Genomic DNA, 20,036 nt, shown 5'->3' with positions numbered 1-20,036 from the left:
CGCCTCAGCGCCTGCGTTCGTAGACGCTCAAGCTGACAGCCGTTGCCAGATTGAGCGATTCGATCTGGCCTGAACCCGTAATGGTGAACGGGCATGCCGACAGGCTATCGAGCTGTTCACGCGGCACACCGCGTGCCTCGTTGCCAAACAGATAGCAGTCACACTCGCTGAAAGTGGGCGCGCTGAGCGGCTCCCCCTGCATGTCGAGACAACCGATCCGTTTATAACGCTCAGCAAGGCTCTCCAGCGGTACATCCAGTTCCAGTGGTACGTGGAAAATCGCCCCCATACTGGCACGAATCACCTTGGGGTTGAACGGATCGACGCTGTTGGGACTGAGCAGGCAGCGAAAGCCGCCAAACCAGGCCAAGGTGCGCAGAATTGTGCCCAGATTGCCCGGGTCCTGCACTTCGTGCAGATAGATGGCGATATCGCCATCGGCAGATGCCGGCCTTATCGCATCGATGGGCAGCACCGCCAGAATTCCCTGTGGCGACTTGGTGGCGCTGAGGGCACGCATCTGTTTACTGCCGATTTCATGCTTGACCAGCGGCGTTGGCCAGTCCCGGTATTCTTCGGTCAGATACAGTTCGGCGGCCTGCAGCTCGGGACGGAGCTGCAACACCTGCTGCAGCTCCAGTACCAGATGTTCGCCCTCAACCAGACAGGCGCCCAGCTCGCTGCGGTACTTTTTCTGCTGCAGCTTCTTGATGTCGTCCAGTTTCATGCCGATTCGGTTTCCCGCTGCTGCAGAATATCCAGTGCCACCGCTTCCGCCACCTTGATGCCATCAATACCGGCCGACAGAATACCACCGGCATACCCTGCCCCCTCACCGGCAGGGTAAAGGCCGCGCACATTGAGACTCTGCAGGGTGTGTGGGTCGCGGGTGATGCGAATCGGCGATGAGGTACGCGATTCAATCCCGGTCAGCACCGCATCTTCGCGGTCAAAGCCACGGATCTTGCGCCCAAAGGCCGGCAGCGCCTCACGCATGGCCTCGATCACGTAATCCGGCAACGCTTCGGCCAAGTCACAGAGTTTGACCCCGGGCTGATAGGAAGGCTCGACTTCGCCCAGTTTTTCGGAAGGACGACCGCGTAAAAAGTCCCCTACCAGCTGAGCCGGGGCACGGTAGTCACATCCACCCAACTGATAGGCGATCGACTCCAGCTTTTCCTGCAGTTCGATCCCGGCCAGCGGCCCACCGGGAAAATCCTGTTCCGGGTTGATGCCAACAACAATGCCCGCATTGGCATTACGCTCCTTGCGCGAATACTGGCTCATGCCATTGGTGACCACGCGTCCCTCTTCCGAGGTCGCCGCAACCACCTGACCACCCGGGCACATGCAGAAGCTGTAAACAGCCCGGCCGTTTTTGGCATGGTGGATCAGCTTGTAATCCGCCGCTCCCAGCTCTTCATGACCTGCATATTTGCCTAAACGCGCCCGGTCGATCATCGACTGCGGGTGCTCAATACGAAAACCGATGGCGAAGGGCTTGGGTTCGATATGTACTTCGCGCTGGTGCAGCATACGGAAGGTATCACGCGCACTGTGCCCCAGCGCCAAAACTACATGACGGCTCAGCAACTGACTGCCATCAGCCAGGGTCACGCCCTTGACTTCGCCATTCTCCAGCAGCAAGTCAGTGACTTTGGATTCAAACCGAATTTCGCCCCCCATCTCAATGATGCTCTGACGCATCCTTGATACTACCGTGGTCAAGCGGAAGGTGCCGATATGCGGCTTGTTGACATACAGGATATTGTCCGGCGCACCGTGATCAACAAACTCCTGCATCACTTTGCGGCCATAGAATTTGGGGTCCTTGACCTGTGAGTAGAGCTTGCCATCCGAAAACAGCCCTGCTCCACCTTCGCCAAACTGGACGTTGGATTCGGTACTCAGATTGTGCTGACGCCAGAGCGCCCAGGTATCCTGGGTACGTTTTCGAACATCACGGCCGCGTTCAAGCACGATCGGCTTGAACCCCATCTGCGCCAGAATCGTGGCGGCAAACAGACCACAAGGACCAAAACCGATCACCAGCGGTCGTTCAGCCAGATCGGCGGGTGCCACGGCAACTGGGTGATACTCCGTATCCGGCGCCATGGTCACATGCGGATCATCGACAAAGCGCGCCAGCACGGCAGCCTCATCTTTCACATCCAGGTGGATAATGTAGACGAAGGTAATCTCGGTGTTCTTCTTGCGCGCATCATAGCTGCGCTTGAAAACACTGAAACCGAGTAGCGCATCATCCGCCAGCTCAAGCCGTTTCAGAATGGCCTGACGCAGGGCGATTTCAGGATGATCAAGAGGAAGTGACAGTTCGCTGAGACGGATCATGGCAAGGGTTCCGGCCGGTTTATCCGGCAAAGGGACAATAAACCGCGAATTATAGCGACCAACAAGGGTAAAGTCAGTCTGATACACCCGAGAACATGGCACCAACAGGCTGCGAGACGTACAATCAGGTTTTAATTTTCAGATGGTTTGCAACCCGTATGGCCCGTTCCAAAAGCAGTGCACGCTGGCTCGATGAGCACGTCAACGACCCCTTCGTCAAACAGGCACAGAAAGACGGTTACCGTTCCCGTGCCAGCTACAAGTTATTGGCGATCAATGAAAAGGACAAGCTGATTCGTCCCGGCATGCTGGTGATCGACCTGGGCTCGGCGCCCGGTGGCTGGTCACAGGTCGCCTCCAAGCTGGTCGGCACAGGTGGCAAAGTGATTGCATCCGACATTTTGCCAATGGACAGTCTGCCCGATGTGGAGTTTATTCAGGGAGATTTCACTGAAGACAGCGTATTCGAGCAGATCCTGCATGCGATCAATGACAATCCGGTTGATGTCGTGATCTCGGACATGGCACCCAACCTGAGCGGTATCGCCACGGCAGATCAGGCAGCCTCCATCTACCTGATCGAACTGGCGCTGGACATGGCACAACAGGTCCTGAAGCCCAAAGGCAGCTTTATTGCCAAGGCGTTTCAAGGTGAGGGCTATGAAGCCTTCGTGAAGGAAGTTCGCAACCACTTTGACACAGTGGTTATTCGAAAACCGGAAGCATCACGTTCACGCTCAAGGGAAGTCTACGTGGTAGGCAAGGGCTTCCGTGGTTGAAAGTTTTCACCAATAAATTGAAGTAACCGTCGTTATCAGCTACACCTGTATCCAAACAACAAAAAACGTATCTAAATGAATACACAAGATAGCGGTTGTCTGCCAAAGCTCTCCGGCCAGCTGCCGGCAGCAAAATGATCCACCGGCGGGTCGGTCTTGGTCTTACCACCAAGACGCTGGGCATGACCATGATGATCCTCGCCCTGATTATCGGTGTTACGGCCATCATGAGCCGTGCCTTCGAGCGCCTCCACGATCAGGTCGACACGCTCACCAGTACCGAAATGGAAAACCTGATGACCTCAGTGCGACTGGTGCAACAGGCCGAGTCGCTGAATAGCCTTGGCTTTGGCCTGTCTGTTGCCAACAACCACACCGAGCGACGTCAGGCACTGATAAATCTGACCGATCGAACCCTCTGGGTAAACCAGCTGACCGACCGCCTTGCCCAGCAGGGTGGCAACCCTGATCTGATCAATCAGGTCCGCGAGACACAAGCACAGCTGCAGAGCAACATTGACGAACTGAATGATCTGGTCAGCCAGCGCATCGATACCGGGCGCCAAGCGGGGCTTGAGCGCCAAATCAGAGCCCTGTCACACAACAACCGTGAACTGGCCGGGCAACTGGCTATACTGATGGGCTACTTTTCCGCCACCATGCGCCAACAGATGGTGATGCAAAGCGAGCAGCTTGCCGCCGAGATCAATGTCCAGCAACGCAACCTGATCGCACTTGCCCTGTTGCTGCTGGTCTTTGCCTTGTTGGCCGGGGTTTATTTCGAGGTCGTGGTGGTGAGGCGCATCCTGCAGATGCAGCGCAATGTGAGCGCCCCGATTGTTGATGTTGATGCCTTTGATACTCATGGTGGCGATGAAATTTCCAGTCTGGCCAAAACCGTGCGCAGTTACGTCCAGCGCATACAGCATCAGGAAGCTCGCATGCGCGAAGCACATCAGGAGCTGACCTTTCTGGCTGAGCACGATGTCTTGACCGGGCTTGCTAACCGTCGTCATTTTCAGGCGGCCGCCCGACGTCTGCTGCGTCAGAGCTACCAGCCATTATGTGTGGCTATTGGTGATATTGATCACTTCAAGAAGGTCAATGACCGATTCGGTCATGCCACCGGAGATCAGGTCTTGATTGAAGTATCCCGGCAATTATCCGAAGGACTGAGGGAAAGCGATATTCTGGCTCGATTCGGTGGTGAGGAGTTTGCCATTATTCTGACGACAGGCTCTCTGGAAGCTGGCTATCAGGTACTCGACAAGTTGCGAAGCCTGATTGCTGAGAAGCCGTTTTTATCCAGTCAGAAGCACAAAATTCACCTGAGCATGAGTTTTGGAGTTGCCCTGGTTGATGCAACAGTTCTTCAGAGCGAGACAGATGATCAACGGACCGAACGCCTGCTGGATGCAGCGTTGCACGAGGCTGACAAGGCTCTCTATGATGCCAAGCGACAGGGCCGGAATAAGGTCGCCTTAGCTCCAAAGACCGTTTATGCGCAGGCTCTCTGATCTGTTTCATTTCGCCTGTTTCAGCGTCATTGGCAGGTTGATGCCGCCATTTCTGCTGCTGTGCAGCCTGCCTCTGCAGGCCAGTGAGCATATTCGGCTTGGTATTCAGCTGGAACCGCCCACTCTCGACCCTACCGTTACTGCCGCCGCCTCGGCTGGCGAGATCACCTGGTGCAATCTGTTCGAGGGCCTCACGCTGGTCGATGGTGAAGGTCTTTTGAGGCCGCGACTGGCACGCAAATGGCACCTGTCCGAAGATGGACTGACCTATACCTTCGAGCTGCACAAGGGCGTGACTTTTCACGACGGCAGCCGCTTCGATGCCCATGTGGCCGCCTTTTCCCTCAATCGACTGCTGGATAAAAACAGCGGCAACCCCCAGCAACAATGGTTTGAGCAAGTCGATAGTGTCACCGTTCAAAGTGACGAGCACCTCATCATCACGCTCAAACGGCCCGACGCCATGCTGCCCTTCGCCCTGTCACTGCCTGCAGCCGTCATGGTTCACCCGAACACCGTTGCAAACAACAGCGAACACCCAGTCGGCACCGGTCCCTTCCGCTTCGACCGCTGGGAGAAAGGGCACTCCGTCACCCTGAAACGCAACATTGATTACTGGGGCAAGCCACCTTACCTGCACCAGGCACAGTTTCTGTTCATGCAGACCACAGTAGGCACCGAGAACATTCTGGCCGAAGGGCTGGTCGATGGACTGCTGAGCGTTACCCGAGTTGGCAACCGTTTCATGATTCGACCCGATTACCGCATGAGCGCACGCAAACTGCAGAGCAAGATGATTCTGGCGATCAACAATGCGCGCCCACCATTCAACGATTTGCGCGTGCGCCGTGCTCTGTCACACGCCATTGACCGCAACCGCGTCAGCAAACTGTACGGTGCTCAATTCGAGCCGGAACTTATTGGTACGCATTTTCCGCCTTCACACCCTGCCTATGTGGATCTGGTAGACCGCTACCCCTTCGACCGGTTACTGGCCCGTCAGCTACTGAGTGCGGCCGAAGTACCTGAAGGCCAGACACTCACACTGACAATTCCCCCGACCGATTATGGCCGTTACGGTGGCTTGATGATTGCGGATGATCTGGAAGCGGTCGGGTTCAGAGTCAAGCTGGAGCAGGTGGACTGGAGCACATGGATGGAGCGGGTATTCCGGCAGAAGGATTACGAACTGACGCTTATCATGCATGTCGAGCCCATGGATCTGAACATCTATGCTCGTGACGACTACTACTTCAATTATGACAACGCCGCGTTCAAAGCGATTTGGGAGCGGGTACTGAATGCACGTACTGAAGATGAACTACACCGACTGCTTGGTGAGGCCCAGCGCCGCATCACTGAAGATGCAGTGAATGTGTATCTGTTCATGCGCCCGGAACAGAACCTGATGCACCGGGACCTGGAAGGGATGTGGGAAAAGAGCCCCATCCCCTCCTTCGTGCTGGAAGATATCCGCTGGAAAGATCAGAAGCGGTAGGACCAGGCCAACCCCAGAATATCCTGACTCATGCTCAGGTCCGCCTCACCGCCACCAAATGCGGCAAGAGAACCGTTACCTTCGACAGACTCTTCAAGTGCTCGTGTATAGGCGAATGTCAGTTCCTGCGCTGGAGACGGCCGCCAGCTGGCACCCAGACTGACATGTTCCTGTACCACACCTGGTGCCAGAATATTGAAAAAGGTCTCACTGCTCGGCACCGGCTGGTCCGCGTAGCTGTAACCGGCCCTAAACGTCAGGCGGCTTGACCAGTCATAGCTGACACCCAGCTTGTAGACATTGATATCCTGCCAGCCAAAACCCGAGCCGTTATCCTGCCCCAACTGTGTAATCGGAATCAGCGGGTTGCCCACTGAGGCCACGTCACTGTAGTTGATGCGCTGCCAATCACCCGCCAGGGTCCACTGCGGATTCATCTGCCAGGCAAAGCCGAGACCATAGGTTTCCGGTACATCAAAGCCACCCTGTTCAGCAAACAGACCACGGTAATCGCTGAAGCTGTCGGTCTTGATTTTGGATGACCAGCTGGCAGCCAGTGTCAGAGTATCGGTCACCTGCCCCTGCCAGCCGAGCTTAAGACCGAAACCGTCTGAGCTGTCGTGGCCATTGTCACTCAAGGCGGCAGGATTTGAAGACATGCTTTCGAAGGCTGGACCATTGACGCCTCGGGCTTCAAACATCTGATACACATAGGTCAGGCCGACACCCACACTGTGGCGCTCGGTCAGTCGATAGCCCACGGATGAGGTGACAAACAGCTGGGAAAGATCCACCCCTGCATCGCCAGTTGCGCCAGCGCCTGCATAGGGGTTGTTGGCATAGGAAGTATTCATGCCACCATTGGCATACATGGCCACACCGTAGGCCAGGCGCTCCGAATGCTGGCGACTGAAGCCCAGCTCAGGTATCCAGAAGCTTTTGTCACCGTTGCCGTCATACTGACCATTGAATGCCGGGTTGCCGCTGATACGCGCATCGCGTTCCGGCTTGAACCAGGTCACCCCCAGATCCAACTGATCCCCCAGTGCCGTCAATGCTGCCGGGTTGCTGGCGACCGAGATGCTGTCGTGTGCCATTGCATAGCTGACACCGGCCATCCCCTGGGCCTTGATGCTGTTACCGTGGGTGAAGTAACCGTTGGTCGCTTCAGCAGTCAGCGGCAGGGTTGCCAGCGCAATGGCCGCGGCAAGGGGATGCAGTTTGTTCACGACGCTCTCCGTTAAAACAGTGTCTAATTAAGAACGTCACCATATTATTAAAAGTTATATAAGAAAAATAACTTTGATGCTTAAGATATATGCAAGGTGGTTATAAGCGAACGCCTGCCCGTTCAATAGAACCGAATCAGCACCACGCCCACCAGCAGACACGCCACGCCCAGCACCCGCCCCAACGTGATATCGAACTGGGGAAAGGTCGCCCAGCCGAGATGATCGAGAATCACCGAGGTAATCAGCTGACCGGCTACAAACAGGGCGATCATGGTGGCAGCACCGATACGCGGCGCCAGAAAGACACCGGTAGAGACAAACAGCGCCCCCATGAAACCGCCTGTCCAGGCCCACCAGGGCGCCTGCCTGAGATCACTCAGCAACGGCCATTCAAACCGCATCCCTACGACGATCACAAACAGCGCCAGTGTACCAATCAGAAACGAGATAAAGGACGCCCATATCGCTCCTTGGCTGTGCAGCGCCAACGTGCTGTTCACACCGGCCTGCAGGGGCATCATCATGCCGGCCACAAACGCCAGCGAAAGCCAGAAAAACAGCATGGAGCCTCCTTTCTTCATCATTCACTCAACGGCGGGTCAGATAGACACCGCACTCCAGATGGTCGGTGTAGGGAAACTGGTCGAAGATCGCAAACCGCTCCAGTTTGTGGGTTTTGCTGATCTGTTGCAGATTTTCGTGCAGCGTCTCGGGGTTGCAGGAGATATACAGGATATGCGGATATTCGCAGATCTGCTCCACCGTATGCTCATCCAGACCGGCACGCGGCGGGTCCACCAGGACGGTGGTAAAGTCACACTCGTCCAGCGCCAGCCCCTGCACCTTACGACTGGTTTTCTCGCCCTTGAGGATCAGTGACAGATCTTCCGAGGGCATGCGCAGTACGTCAATATTATCGATACCGTTTTCCTGAATGTTCCACTCGGCGGAACGCACCGATACCTTGGAGATCTCGGTGGCCACCACGCGGCGGAAGTTCTGCGCCAGTGGCAGGGTAAAGTTTCCGTTACCGCAATAGAATTCCACCAGATCACCGCCAGCGTGGGCACTGGCATCAATCGCCCACTCGATCATCTTTTCGCAGACATGGCCGTTGGGCTGGGTAAAGCCGTTTTCGGTCTGCTGATAACGGTAGGCGCGGCCGTTGATGTTCAGGGTTTCGACCACGAAGTCGTTATCCAGCACGATCTTCTGCTTGCGTGAACGTCCGATAATGCCGATGTTGAACTGTTCACGCAGCGGCTTGACCCGCTCGACCCACTCGTCATCCAGTTTGCGATGGTAGATCAGGCTGACCAGCAACTCACCGGACAGGGTGCTGAGAAAGTCGACCTGAAACATTTTGAAGCGCAGTACCGGGTCGAGGCGAATTACCTCGATCAGCTCGAACATCACGTCATGGATGCGTTCGGCTACCATCGGACAGCTGTCCAACCGTACCGGCGTGCGCTTGTCACCGTCGAACATGACGTAATAGAGGTCATCGCCCTCATGCCAGGTGCGGAACTCGGCGCGCAGGCGGTAATGCTCGGGTTCAGAGGTAAACACCTCGATCGCGGGCAGATCGAATTCGGCAAATTGTGCTTCGATACGGGCTTTCTTGGTCGCCAGCAAGGCGTCGTACTGATCAGGCTCCACGCGGGGAAGGGCCATCGGCTAACCTCTGTGTTCTGTTGCTCGGGACGGGCGGCGGATTTTAGCACAGCCACCCCCAGCCTTCATTCAGAGATCAATCCAGCGTAGAATGCAGGGCTTCATTTGTCTTCAACCGACTCAGAGCCAACGATGTCCGACAGCAAGCGCAAGATTCTCGTCACCAGTGCCCTGCCCTACGCCAACGGTCCCATCCATCTGGGCCATCTGGTGGAGTATATCCAGACTGATATCTGGGTTCGTTTCCAGAAGCAGCGTGGCCATCAGTGTACCTACGTCTGTGCCGATGACGCCCACGGTACGCCGATCATGCTCAAGGCCGACCAGCTGGGCAAGAGCCCGCAGGAACTGATCGACCAGGTCAGCGCCGAGCACCAGCGCGACTTCGCCGGCTTCATGGTCAACTTCGACAACTACTACTCTACCCACTCGGAAGAGAACCGCCACTTCTCCGCGCTGATCTACGAGCGCCTGCGCGATGCCGGTCATATCACCCGCCGCACCATCACCCAGGCCTACGACCCGGTGAAGAACATGTTCCTGCCGGACCGCTTTATCAAGGGCGACTGCCCGAAATGCGGTGCCAAAGACCAGTACGGCGACTCCTGCGAAGCCTGTGGCGCCACTTATCAGCCGACCGAGCTGAAGAACGCCTACTCGGCCGTTTCCGGTGCTACCCCGATCGAGAAGGAGTCCGAGCACTTCTTCTTCAAGCTGGGTGACTTTGAAGACTTCCTGCGCACCTGGGTTAATGAGCACGTTCAGAGCCAGATGATCCACAAGCTCAACGAGTGGTTCGAGTCTGGTCTGCAGGAGTGGGACATCTCCCGCGATGCGCCCTACTGGGGCTTCGAAATCCCCGACGCGCCGGGCAAGTACTTCTACGTCTGGATGGATGCACCGATCGGCTATATGGCCAGCTTCAAGAACTGGTGCGATAAGAACGGCGTCGACTTCGACGAGTACTGGAAGCAGGATTCCGATGCCGAGCTGTACCATTTCATCGGCAAGGATATCGCCTACTTCCACACCTTGTTCTGGCCGGCCGAGCTGAAAGGTGCGGGCTTCCGCACCCCAACGGGCGTGTTCTGCCACGGTTTCTTGACCGTCAATGGTCAGAAGATGTCCAAGTCCCGCGGCACCTTCATCATGGCCGAGACCTATTTGAAACACCTGCGCCCGGAATACCTGCGCTACTACTTCGCCGCCAAGCTGGGCTCCGGCATTGATGATATCGACCTGAGCCTTGAAGACTTCCGTTACCGCGTCAATGCCGACCTGGTCAACAAGGTGGTCAACATCGCCAGCCGTTGCGCCGGCTTCATTCAGAAGAAGTTCGACGGCATGCTTGACTCCGAGCTGACCTACGCGTCGCTGTACCATGAAGCAGTTGCCGCCGGTCACGGCATTGCCGAGGCGTACGAAAAGCGTGAATACGCCCGCGCCATGCGTGAAATCATGCACATCGCCGACAAGGCCAACCAGTACATTGATAATGCAGAGCCCTGGGTACTCGCCAAACAGGAAGGCAAGGAAGCCGAGGTACAGGCCAGCTGCACGCTGGGCATCAACCTGTTCCGCGTGATCATCAGCTACCTGGCCCCGGTACTGCCGGAGGTGGCCAAAGAGGCCTGTGCGTTCCTCAACATCGACACTCTGGCCTGGGATGCGATCGAGAAACCGCTGCTGAGCCACAAAATCAACAAGTTCAAGCCGCTGATGCAGCGCGTGGATGAAGCTACCATCGAGAAGCTGATTGAAGATTCTCGCCAGAGCCTGGAAGCCCAACCACAGGTTCAGGCGGCACAACCAAAGGCTGAAGTGACGCAGAACATGGAACCGATCGCCGACACCATCGAGTTCCCCGACTTCGCCAAGATCGACCTGCGGGTGGCCAAAATCGCCAAGGCGGAACACGTTGAAGGCGCCGACAAGCTGCTGCGTCTGACGCTGGACCTGGGCGGCGAAACCCGCAACGTCTTCGCCGGCATCAAGTCCGCCTACAGGCCGGAAGACCTGGAAGGCAAGCTGACCGTCATGGTCGCCAACCTGGCCCCTCGCAAGATGAAGTTCGGCATGTCGGAAGGCATGGTGCTCGCGGCTGGACCAGGTGGTGAGGATCTGTGGATTCTGGAGCCGCACGAAGGGGCTCAGCCGGGGATGAGAATCAAGTGATGTCTTTACTTTCTTTACTTGTGTAAAGAAAGTAACAAAGAAAGCACACCCCTAAGAGCAGGCCTTCGGCTTCTCTGCGCGTCTCGCGTCAACAGGGATGTTTGGAAAACTCGCCACTGCGTGGCTCAGACAATCCAAACATTTTTCCCTGTTGCCGCTGCGATGCTCGACTGCTCACAAGGGGGCTTTTAGGAGTAGTCGTCATCCGGATTCGCCAGCTTCACCTGCAGCGGCTCCATCTTCCCGCCCGGCATACCGATCATTTCGTTGTACGGGCTTTCATGCACCAGCACGGTGTCGGTAATCCCCAGCCCCTTGAACTGAAACTTGGCATCGAGCTGGCTGTTGAAGCGCATTATCGTGCCCTTGTCATCGCACACGTTTAGCAGCTCTTCACCCTTCTTCAGTTTGACCTGAACCAGGTACATGCTGCTTTCAAATGCGCGCACGACCAGTTGTTCGATCTGGCCGATCTGCTTTTTAACTTCTTCGAGCGAAATCTTCATTGATACCCTCCTGTTGCATTACTGCATTTACGCAGGCCCGTTACAGACGGTTTAACTGTGTTCGTATTTAAGGTAAAACATCCCTCCTGCTTGATGGAGGTACAGGATGAAGTGTCTGATTATCGGGGCCGGCGGGATCGGCTGTTATTACGGCGCCAGGCTGCTTGAGGCTAAACATGAGATGACCTTTGTTGCCCGTGGTACGCACCTTGAGGCGATGCAGCAACAAGGACTAACGGTTGAGCATGAAGCCTTGAAATTTCACGCACCCGTTGATGCTGTTTCAATGGAGCAGCTGCTGGCCGAACGTGACTGCGCCGACTATGACCTGATCATGCTGGCACTGAAGGCCGGTGCAACCGCCGACTGGCTTGAGCAAAGTGGTGACTGGCTGAGCACTGCCGACACGCCGGTACTGTCACTGCAGAACGGCGTCGACAATGAGCCTTTGATCGCAGACCGGATCGGTGCTGAACGCACCCTTGGCGGGCTGGCGGTACGGATCGGCGGGCATATCATCGCGCCAGGGCATATTGAGGCAAGGGGACCGGCTCAGGTGGTAATGGGCTGCTGGCCTGCCACCACCGACGATGACACGCGACTGAATATTCTAGCCGAAACCCTGAACGCCGCCGGCATCCCCACCCGCGTCACGGCCAATATCCGTTACGAGTTGTGGAAGAAGCTGCTGATCAACAACGGTGTCAATCCGCTCAGCGCCCTGACCGGGTTGGATACACGTAGCCTGACCGCCGACCCTGTATTGGGCAAAACGGTCTACCGCATGATGCAGGAAGTCGCCATTGCGGCGCGGGCCGATGAGGTTGAACTGACCGCTGTCGATGTAGACGAGATGTTCGAGCTGATCAGCAACTTTGACGCTATTAAGACATCAATGCTGGTTGACCGCGAAAAGGGACGCCCGCTGGAGCTGGACGAGATCAGCGGCGCCGTGATCCGCCGCTGCAAGACGCTGGGCGAAGACGCCCCCTGGACAGAAATGACCGAGCGCCTGCTGCGCCTTGAAATCCGCCCCTTGCAATGGCGACCGCAGCCCGCATAATGCCGCCTTTTGAATCGTCAACCTGAGGATACGCCGATGACACCTGAAGCCTTTTCCGCCCGTTTGGGCACCGATGACAGCATCGATTTTGAAGACACCATGGCGGTGATCAGCGAGCATTTCGACTACGCGCCCTGCGCCTTCAACAACGGCGAAATCTTCAACGAAGCGGGCCAGAACGAGGGCTCCTGCAAGATCTTCGGCTTTGGCAAACTGATGGAGCTGGATGAAGCTCAAACACTGGCCTGTTTTGGCCGCTTCTACCGCGATGTCCTTGCCACCCCTGACGGCACTGATCACGGCAATATTCGCAATTTCATGCAATCCGGCTGGGCCGGCATTCAGTTTGAAGGCGAACCACTGCGCCGCAAAGGCTGATCAGGCATCAGAGTCAAACAGCGGAAGCTGCACCGCTTCCGCGTCGCCTTCAGCCGTATCAAGCCGATACCCCACTCCAACCAGCCGTACCGGCTTCTGGCCCCGCTGCCAGGCCTCTTCAATCAGGGCCATGAACAGCGCCTTGTCGGGACGACTGCTGCGGGTTTCGGCCGTAGTCTGGCTGAAGTCCTTAAACTTAAGCTTGGCAACCGCGCCGATAATGCGCCGCTGCTCACGGTGCTTTTCATAACGCCGCTCAAGATCGGCCAACAACTCATCCAGCTGGGCCTGACAGGCTGCCAGGTCAGGCAGATCACGGCTGAAGGTATGCTCAGTACTGACTGACTTGCGCTCGCGGCTCAGGCGTACTTCCCGGTTATCCTGCCCTCTTGCCAGCTGCCACAGGCGCTCACCAAAGCGTCCAAACAGCTCGGTCAGTTGCTGCTGTGACAGCTGTTGCAACTGGTCACAAGTCTCGACCCCTAGTCCCAATAGCTTCTCCTGCGTCCGCGGCCCCACACCCGGAATTTTCTTCACCGGCAGCTGCGCCACAAATTCGGCCTGTCGCATCGGATCGACCACACAGAGACCATCCGGCTTGTTCCAGTCGCTGGCCACCTTGGCCAGAAACTTGTTCTGCGCCACACCGGCCGATACGGTAATACCAGTCTCTTCCCGCACCTGCTGACGAATGGCCTGCGCAATCCGCGTCGCACTGCCGTCAAACAGTGGGCTGCCCGTCACATCCAGATAGGCTTCGTCGATGGAAACCGGCTCGATCGTATCGCTGTAACGACGATAGATATCAAAGATTCGCTCCGCTACCTCGCGGTAACGCGCCATGTTGCCGGACACCAGTTTCAATTGGGGACAAAGCTGCAGCGCACGGGCAGTCGACATGGCGGAATGCACACCAAAGCGCCGTGCGGGGTAGTTGCAGGTTGCAATTACTCCACGCCTCTCGGCCGCCCCTCCCACTGCAAGAGGAACCTCACACCACTCTGGATGATCCAGCATCTCAACTGCGGCAAAAAAACAGTCGCAATCCAGATGTATTATTTTGCGTGTATTGCCTGACATTCGCCCACCTGTCATCCAGCATTCATCTGACTGTCACTTCAGTGTCAGATCACCGCCATAGTGTACAGGCAGTGAACTGAGGTGACCCAACATGCAGATCGATGTCGAACAGGTACTGGTCAACAAGTACCCCGCTTTTGCAGAAAAACCGGCTCCCGTGCGCCGCTCCACCCTGTTCTGCCTGCGCCGCCTGGTGCGTGAACAGGAGATCAACCACTTCCTCGAAACCCATCGCGGCGTGCGTGGCTTCGAGTTTGTGGATCAGGTTCTGGACTACTTTAATTTCAGTTACGCCATCAGCCACAAGGAGCGAATGAACATCCCTTCTTCAGGCCGCGTCGTGATTGTAGCCAACCATCCACTGGGGGCACTCGACGGTCTGGCGCTGCTGAAATTGGTAGGAGAGGTACGCCGTGATGTGCGCATCATCGCCAACGATGTACTGATGCACTTCGATGCACTGCACAACCTGTTCCTGCCAGTCGATAATCTGGGTGGCAACACCCGCAAAGACAACATCAACCGTATTGTGGAAGCGCTGCAGAATGATGAGGCCATTATCGTCTTTCCTGCCGGCGAAGTATCCCGTGCGGGTCTGACCGGTATCAAGGATGGGCGCTGGAACAGTGGCTTCCTGCACTTTGCTCGCCGTGCCAATGCCCCTATTCTGCCTGTCTATCTGGGCGGCAAGAATTCGACGTTGTTCTACAGCCTGTCATACATCAATCGTTCCATGTCGACCCTGTTGCTGGCGCGTGAAATGTTCAACAAGCACTCGGTGACACTGCCTGTGCGGGTGGGCGAGCCGATCGCCTTCAGTCAGCTGGATGCACTGCCGGTATCAAACCGGGACAAGGCCAAACTGCTTAAAAAACACCTGTATCGTATCGCCCGCAACAAGCCACCACTGTTTCTGACCGAAAAGACCATCGCCCACCCGCAGAACCGACAGGCGCTCAAACTGGAGTTGAAACAGGCTGAGCTGCTGGGCGAAACCGCGGATGGCAAGAAGATCTACCTGTTCGACTACCATCCCGATTCGGTTGTCATGCAGGAGATCGGGCGTCTGCGTGAAATTGCCTTTCGCACCGTGGGTGAAGGGACCGGCGAAAAGCGCGATCTTGACCATTATGACCAGCATTATCGTCACCTGATCCTTTGGGACGAAGACGATCTGGAGATTGCCGGTGCCTACCGTATCGGCGAAGGCCACCAGCGCCACAACGAGTCCGGATACCCGCTATACAGCGAATCACTGTTCCACTACAGCGAACAGATGGAACCGATTTTTGCCGCCGGTATCGAGCTGGGACGCAGCTTCGTTCAGCCACGGTACTGGGGCAAGCGCTCACTGGACTATCTCTGGTACGGCATCGGTGCCTACCTGCGTCGTCATCCGAACGTTCGCTACCTGTTCGGCCCAGTCAGCCTGAGCCACAGCTATCCGAAACGGGCGCGTGACCTGCTGGTCTGGTTCTACCGTCACTACTTCCCTGATCATGCCTGGCTGGCACGCTCACGCAGCCCCTACCTGATCGACAAGGATACCGAAAATGCCATCGCGGACATTTTCTGTGGCAACGACTATCGTGAAGATTTCAGTCGTCTGCGCCAGCAGCTGGAATTCCTTGGCGTAACCGTGCCGACGCTCTATAAACAGTATTCGGAACTCTGTGAGCCCGGCGGGGTCAGTTTTCTCGACTTCGGCATCGATCCCGACTTCAACTACTGTATCGATGGGCTGGTACTGGTGGATACCGAACAGGTCAAGCTGCGCAAACGCGAACGCTATATCGGCACAACTGACGCCGCCAACCGCTGAGCGTAATTTTGACAGGGTTTTGTTAAAGTATCAGTCCACACCCTTTTCGGGAGAACTGGATGCATCCACTGGGACTGGTACTTTTTGCCCTGATCATACTGGGTAGCTGGTACTGGTGGCAGCGACAGCCTGACGACAAGCGAGGCAGCGCCACCCTCAAACTGATTCTGATTTTCGTCACCATCGGCTTGCTGGCGATGGCGATCACCGGACGCATGCACTGGCTCGGCGCCCTGATTGCACTGGTGCTGCCATTTCTGCAAAAACTGCTGCCACTGCTGCTACGCTTCCTGCCCTCACTGGCAGGTACTCTGAATCGCAAGCGCCAGCAGAAAAAACAGCAGCGGTCGAACCGCCCCAACAAACAGATGAGCCGTGACGAGGCACTGGAGATTCTTGGGCTCAAGCCGGACGCCAACCGCGATGATGTCATTCAGGCCCACCGTCGCCTGATCCAGAAACTGCACCCGGACCGGGACGGCAGTGCCTATCTGGCTGCGCGCATCAACGAGGCCCGCGACCGCCTGTTGGAATGACTAGTGCCACCAGTCAAGCTCATGATGCTCCATCATGGGCTTTCCTGAGGGCAGCAGTTCCAGCTCGCTACCATAGGCAGGATGGAAGTGAGTGAGCTTCAGCCGCCCTTCCAGATCCAGCTGAAATACCAGCTTCGAATCACTGCCTGCAGCCTCCTCTGAATCCAGCCACAGCTGCAGCCTTCCAGAGTCGGCCTGCTGCCAGCGGCCGCTGTACTCGATCACAGGCTGCTCATTCAGATAATCCTCAAGCAGCTGCGCGTTACCGTCTGGATCCAGTTGCAGGCTCAACCGGCGCGTCAGGAGTGTGTCTGCAGTTCGGTAGCGGGTAAACAGTCGCCACTGCTGCAAATCACCCAAACGCGCACAGCCATTGTAAAAAAGACCATCCACCTCGGCTGAAAGGGTCAAGGCATACCACCCTCCACGAGGCCCTTCGCAATCGCGTTTTTCGACCTCCATCAGCAGCTGATGGCTGCTGCGACCACCACCAGTGGCCATCGTCTGCTGCCAGCGCCGCACGGCCCCGAGTCGCTCACCTTCAGGGCGCTTGAATCCCAGCTGGCGCAAACTGTCACGGTAATGCACTCGAATCTGCCGTTCACGCAACTCGAAAACGGTATTGCCACGCATGGCAACAGCCCACAGCTTGATATCAGGCAGATCAACATCACAGGCTTTAAGCGACCCGCCGACCAGCAACGGCTGGGTCAGCTCTACACCCTTGATCGATACACGACCAAATGCCTCGACATATACGGGCCAGCCATCACCCAAGCTCTGACGCGCATACTCGCGTTCCAGTGGTTCACCCATCAAGGCAATCGGGTGACGCATTGTCAGGCCACAAGGCTCAAACCAGTACCCTTCAGCATTCTGAACCAGCATCCCTCGCAAGAAAGTACGAGGCTCGGCTGACTGATTGGCCACACCTGCACAGCCGGTCAGCAGCAGGCTAAACAGCAATAACATGGGTCGTCTGAGTATATCGCTCACGGCGTGCATCCTTGTTCTCAACAACGAAATCATCAACTTAAGAATAATACCTTCCAGCCAGGGGCGATATGATCTATCCCATAATCTGGCCTGCTATGGATTTTGGCCTACACTGACATCACTCTACTTCAGCAAGGAGATTCGTTATGTCGGATCATGTCTACAAGATTATCGAAATTGCAGGCTCTTCCGCCGAAAGTCACGATGATGCCATTCGCAATGCGGTTGCCAAAGCAGCCGAGACCATAGGTCACCTCAACTGGTATGAGGTAAAAGAGATGCGCGGGCATATCGCAGACGGCAAAATAGCCCACTACCAGGTTGTCATTCGGGTAGGATTCAGGCTCGAATAAATGACCTTCCATGCACGGCTCACTCGGAGGCTGCCCACGCCTGCCGCGTCCGAGTGAGTCTGCCTTCGTTCACCCAAGGTTCATATCTGTCTGCTTTATAATGCACTCTGTTAATCTCTAACGTTGCCTATCTGCAACAAGCCTATCCTGGAAGGATGACCACTTTGCCCTGGCATACCCATTCTCTCAAGCAGCTGGTTCTGCTCGCCTTCTTTCTGGCAGCGGTACCATTGGCGGTGCTGGTGTACCAGTCAGGCAATGCGCTGGTGACACAGTCAGCGCAGGCACGCCTGCTGGCGAGAGAAATGCTGGAAAGCAGCCAGCGTAATGAACAGCTACGCACTCTGACCGAAGATATCATTCGCGCTGCACGGCAGTACGATATCGTCAACCGTGCCGAGGTACGCCAGCGGCTGGAACAGAATCTGAATGATTATGCCGCCTTGCTGGATCTGGCTGACAGTTCTGCGGCCCCCACCCTGCCACGATCCGATCTGCACCAGTTGCTGACTGAGCTGCGAGGGCTGTCCACACTCGAACAACCACCCCGTTTTGCCAGTGGCCGCCTGGAGCAGCTGATGCATGAAACTCAGCAGCTGATCAGGGCGAGTGATGCCGGCTTCAATGACAGGCTTGAATTGCTGGAGCAGCGCGTACAACAGGAGCAGCTTCGTACCGGCTGGTTTGCCGTACTGCTTATTGCCACGTCCACGGCCCTGATTCTGTTTTTCAGCGGGCGAATCAACCGCCCGGTACAACAGCTGATTCGCCATATTCGCAACATCGGCGAGGGTGAACGCACACCGCAGGCTGATCTCAGCGGTCCTGAAGAACTGGCACAGGTTAACACCCAGCTGAACTGGCTGGCGCAACATCTCGAATCACTGGAGCAGGACAAGGTACGATTCCTGCAGCATGTGTCACATGAGCTCAAGACTCCCCTGACAACGCTGCGAGAAGGCGCAGATCTGTTGGCAGAAGAGCTGGCCGGGCCGCTTACTGCCGACCAGCACGAAATCATCCAACTGCTGCAACAGAACAGCCTGACGCTACAGGAACTCATCGAGCAACTGCTCGACTATAACCGCCTGCAGCAACCGGGACAGGTCCAGCTGGAGAATGTGGTGATACCACCGCTGGTGCAGCGTATAATGAGGCCTTTCAAGCTGCAAATCGAGCAAAAGCAGCTGCAGGTCAGTACCCGTTTCGAGTTCGAGAGCTGCCACACCGATGCCCAGATGTTACAGCGAGTTCTGTCCAATCTGATCTCAAATGCCGTGCATTATTCAGACCAACAGGGCACTTTATCGATTTCAGCCTGTCGCAATGGCAACGTACTTGAACTAAAAGTTGCCAATAGCGGCCCTCTAATACCGAACGAGGATGTTCCAATGCTGTTCGAGCCCTTCTATCAGGGCAAAAATCGTCGCCGCGGGCCCTTGAAAGGCTCAGGTATTGGGCTGAGCATTGCACAGCAGGCCAGCCGGGCGCTGGGAGCAAAGCTGGTGTTGAGTGAAAATGAAAATGCACGGGTAGCCTTCACCCTGACGCTGCCGCCTGAGGATGCCTGAACCATGTTATCGCGAGCCTTAGCTGCGCTGCTTCCACTTTTGTTGCTGACAGGTTGCCTGCCAACACTGCCATCCGACTCGGGCGTCGAGTCGACTTCAAACATGGCGCAGAAATGCCATATTGATAACGATCAGCTGCTTGGTTGGTTAAAATATGAACATCGTTATACTTCGTCTACACTTAACGACAAACAACAGCTACTGATCGACGCAGAAGCAAGACAGCCAAAAACTCTCTACCCTCTGTTACTGAGCACACCCGGACAGTCTCCACAGCATGTAGCCCGGGCTCTGGAAATGCTCACAGCACTACAGCTGCAACCTGTCGAGGTTGACTGCGGTGCCGATCAGTTTCTGCAGCTGCGTTTGCGCCAACTGCAACAGCAGCTGAATACCCTGCAACAGCTTGAACAACTGGAGCTGGACAATCAGGAACTCAAGCGTCAGGTCGATGCCCTGACGGATTTGGAACGACAAATAACGCGACAGCGTGAGGAGCACTGA

At 56.2% G+C, this 20,036-nt stretch carries 19 protein-coding genes; 11 read left to right on the top strand and 8 right to left on the bottom strand.

What is annotated here, in order from left to right; genetic code table 11:
* Positions 1-4: 4 nt before the first annotated feature.
* A complete protein-coding gene (locus BLV48_RS14985; protein WP_091827606.1) occupies positions 5-727 on the bottom strand; it encodes a TrmH family RNA methyltransferase in 723 nt (240 codons plus the stop codon).
* Positions 724-2,352 carry an NAD(P)/FAD-dependent oxidoreductase gene (locus BLV48_RS14980; protein WP_091827605.1) on the bottom strand — a complete coding sequence of 543 codons (1,629 nt, stop codon included), beginning with the start codon at positions 2,350-2,352 and terminating at the stop codon, positions 724-726. The genes BLV48_RS14985 and BLV48_RS14980 overlap by 4 nt, the downstream gene beginning before the upstream one ends.
* Positions 2,353-2,510: 158 nt before the next feature.
* Here BLV48_RS14980 and rlmE point away from each other — a divergent pair, with 158 nt between their 5' ends.
* The 3 genes from rlmE (at position 2,511) to BLV48_RS14965 (ending at position 6,146) form a co-directional block, all read left to right on the top strand.
* Positions 2,511-3,131 carry a 23S rRNA (uridine(2552)-2'-O)-methyltransferase RlmE gene (gene rlmE / locus BLV48_RS14975; protein WP_091827604.1) on the top strand — a complete coding sequence of 207 codons (621 nt, stop codon included), beginning with the start codon at positions 2,511-2,513 and terminating at the stop codon, positions 3,129-3,131.
* A 95-nt stretch (positions 3,132-3,226) separates the two neighbouring features.
* Entirely contained in the window at positions 3,227-4,648 is a 1,422-nt protein-coding gene (locus tag BLV48_RS14970; protein ID WP_091827603.1) for a sensor domain-containing diguanylate cyclase, read from the top strand.
* Positions 4,632-6,146, top strand: a complete 1,515-nt coding sequence (locus BLV48_RS14965) for an ABC transporter substrate-binding protein (RefSeq protein ID WP_091827602.1) — start codon at positions 4,632-4,634, stop codon at positions 6,144-6,146. The genes BLV48_RS14970 and BLV48_RS14965 overlap by 17 nt, the downstream gene beginning before the upstream one ends.
* Here BLV48_RS14965 and BLV48_RS14960 read toward each other — a convergent pair.
* The 3 genes from BLV48_RS14960 to trmA form a co-directional block, all read right to left on the bottom strand.
* Entirely contained in the window at positions 6,134-7,375 is a 1,242-nt protein-coding gene (locus tag BLV48_RS14960; protein ID WP_091827601.1) for an OmpP1/FadL family transporter, read from the bottom strand. The genes BLV48_RS14965 and BLV48_RS14960 overlap by 13 nt on opposite strands.
* Before the next feature lie 122 nt (positions 7,376-7,497).
* Positions 7,498-7,941, bottom strand: coding sequence for a DMT family transporter (locus BLV48_RS14955; protein WP_091827600.1), 444 nt, complete (start codon positions 7,939-7,941; stop codon positions 7,498-7,500).
* A 25-nt stretch (positions 7,942-7,966) separates the two neighbouring features.
* Complete coding sequence (gene trmA, locus BLV48_RS14950) at positions 7,967-9,052, bottom strand: tRNA (uridine(54)-C5)-methyltransferase TrmA (protein WP_091827599.1); 1,086 nt, start codon at positions 9,050-9,052, stop codon at positions 7,967-7,969.
* Between the two features lie 132 nt (positions 9,053-9,184).
* Here trmA and metG point away from each other — a divergent pair, with 132 nt between their 5' ends.
* Positions 9,185-11,227 carry a methionine--tRNA ligase gene (gene metG, locus BLV48_RS14945; RefSeq protein ID WP_091827598.1) on the top strand — a complete coding sequence of 681 codons (2,043 nt, stop codon included), beginning with the start codon at positions 9,185-9,187 and terminating at the stop codon, positions 11,225-11,227.
* 188 nt (positions 11,228-11,415) lie between these two features.
* Here metG and BLV48_RS14940 read toward each other — a convergent pair whose 3' ends face one another.
* Positions 11,416-11,733 carry a DUF6482 family protein gene (locus BLV48_RS14940; protein ID WP_091827597.1) on the bottom strand — a complete coding sequence of 106 codons (318 nt, stop codon included), beginning with the start codon at positions 11,731-11,733 and terminating at the stop codon, positions 11,416-11,418.
* A gap of 106 nt (positions 11,734-11,839) precedes the next feature.
* Here BLV48_RS14940 and BLV48_RS14935 point away from each other — a divergent pair, with 106 nt between their 5' ends.
* On the top strand, positions 11,840-12,796 hold the full coding sequence (locus BLV48_RS14935; RefSeq protein ID WP_091827596.1) for a ketopantoate reductase family protein: 957 nt from the start codon (positions 11,840-11,842) through the stop codon (positions 12,794-12,796).
* Positions 12,797-12,832: 36 nt separating this feature from the next.
* On the top strand, positions 12,833-13,174 hold the full coding sequence (locus BLV48_RS14930; RefSeq protein ID WP_091827595.1) for a HopJ type III effector protein: 342 nt from the start codon (positions 12,833-12,835) through the stop codon (positions 13,172-13,174).
* On the opposite strand, the gene dinB is transcribed toward BLV48_RS14930, so the two are convergent.
* Positions 13,175-14,254 (bottom strand): DNA polymerase IV, encoded by a 1,080-nt coding sequence (dinB, locus tag BLV48_RS14925; protein ID WP_091827594.1) that lies wholly within the window; start codon positions 14,252-14,254, stop codon positions 13,175-13,177.
* A 91-nt stretch (positions 14,255-14,345) separates the two neighbouring features.
* Between dinB and olsF the strand changes: the two genes are divergently transcribed.
* A complete protein-coding gene (gene olsF, locus BLV48_RS14920) occupies positions 14,346-16,076 on the top strand; it encodes a bifunctional ornithine lipid synthase OlsF (RefSeq protein WP_091827593.1) in 1,731 nt (576 codons plus the stop codon).
* Positions 16,077-16,135: 59 nt separating this feature from the next.
* Entirely contained in the window at positions 16,136-16,612 is a 477-nt protein-coding gene (locus BLV48_RS14915) for a J domain-containing protein (protein WP_091827592.1), read from the top strand.
* Here BLV48_RS14915 and BLV48_RS14910 read toward each other — a convergent pair whose 3' ends face one another.
* A complete protein-coding gene (locus tag BLV48_RS14910) occupies positions 16,613-17,608 on the bottom strand; it encodes a hypothetical protein (protein ID WP_139253935.1) in 996 nt (331 codons plus the stop codon).
* 146 nt (positions 17,609-17,754) lie between these two features.
* Between BLV48_RS14910 and BLV48_RS14905 the strand changes: the two genes are divergently transcribed.
* The 3 genes from BLV48_RS14905 (at position 17,755) to BLV48_RS14895 (ending at position 20,036) form a co-directional block, all read left to right on the top strand.
* Positions 17,755-17,961 (top strand): dodecin, encoded by a 207-nt coding sequence (locus BLV48_RS14905; RefSeq protein WP_091827590.1) that lies wholly within the window; start codon positions 17,755-17,757, stop codon positions 17,959-17,961.
* A 164-nt stretch (positions 17,962-18,125) separates the two neighbouring features.
* Positions 18,126-19,532, top strand: a complete 1,407-nt coding sequence (locus tag BLV48_RS14900) for a HAMP domain-containing sensor histidine kinase (RefSeq protein WP_175527694.1) — start codon at positions 18,126-18,128, stop codon at positions 19,530-19,532.
* A 3-nt stretch (positions 19,533-19,535) separates the two neighbouring features.
* A complete protein-coding gene (locus BLV48_RS14895) occupies positions 19,536-20,036 on the top strand; it encodes a hypothetical protein (RefSeq protein WP_091827588.1) in 501 nt (166 codons plus the stop codon).

The organism is Marinobacterium iners DSM 11526 (genome assembly GCF_900107855.1).
GTDB lineage: Bacteria > Pseudomonadota > Gammaproteobacteria > Pseudomonadales > Balneatricaceae > Marinobacterium > Marinobacterium iners.
This window is presented reverse-complemented; position numbering and strand designations above follow the sequence as displayed.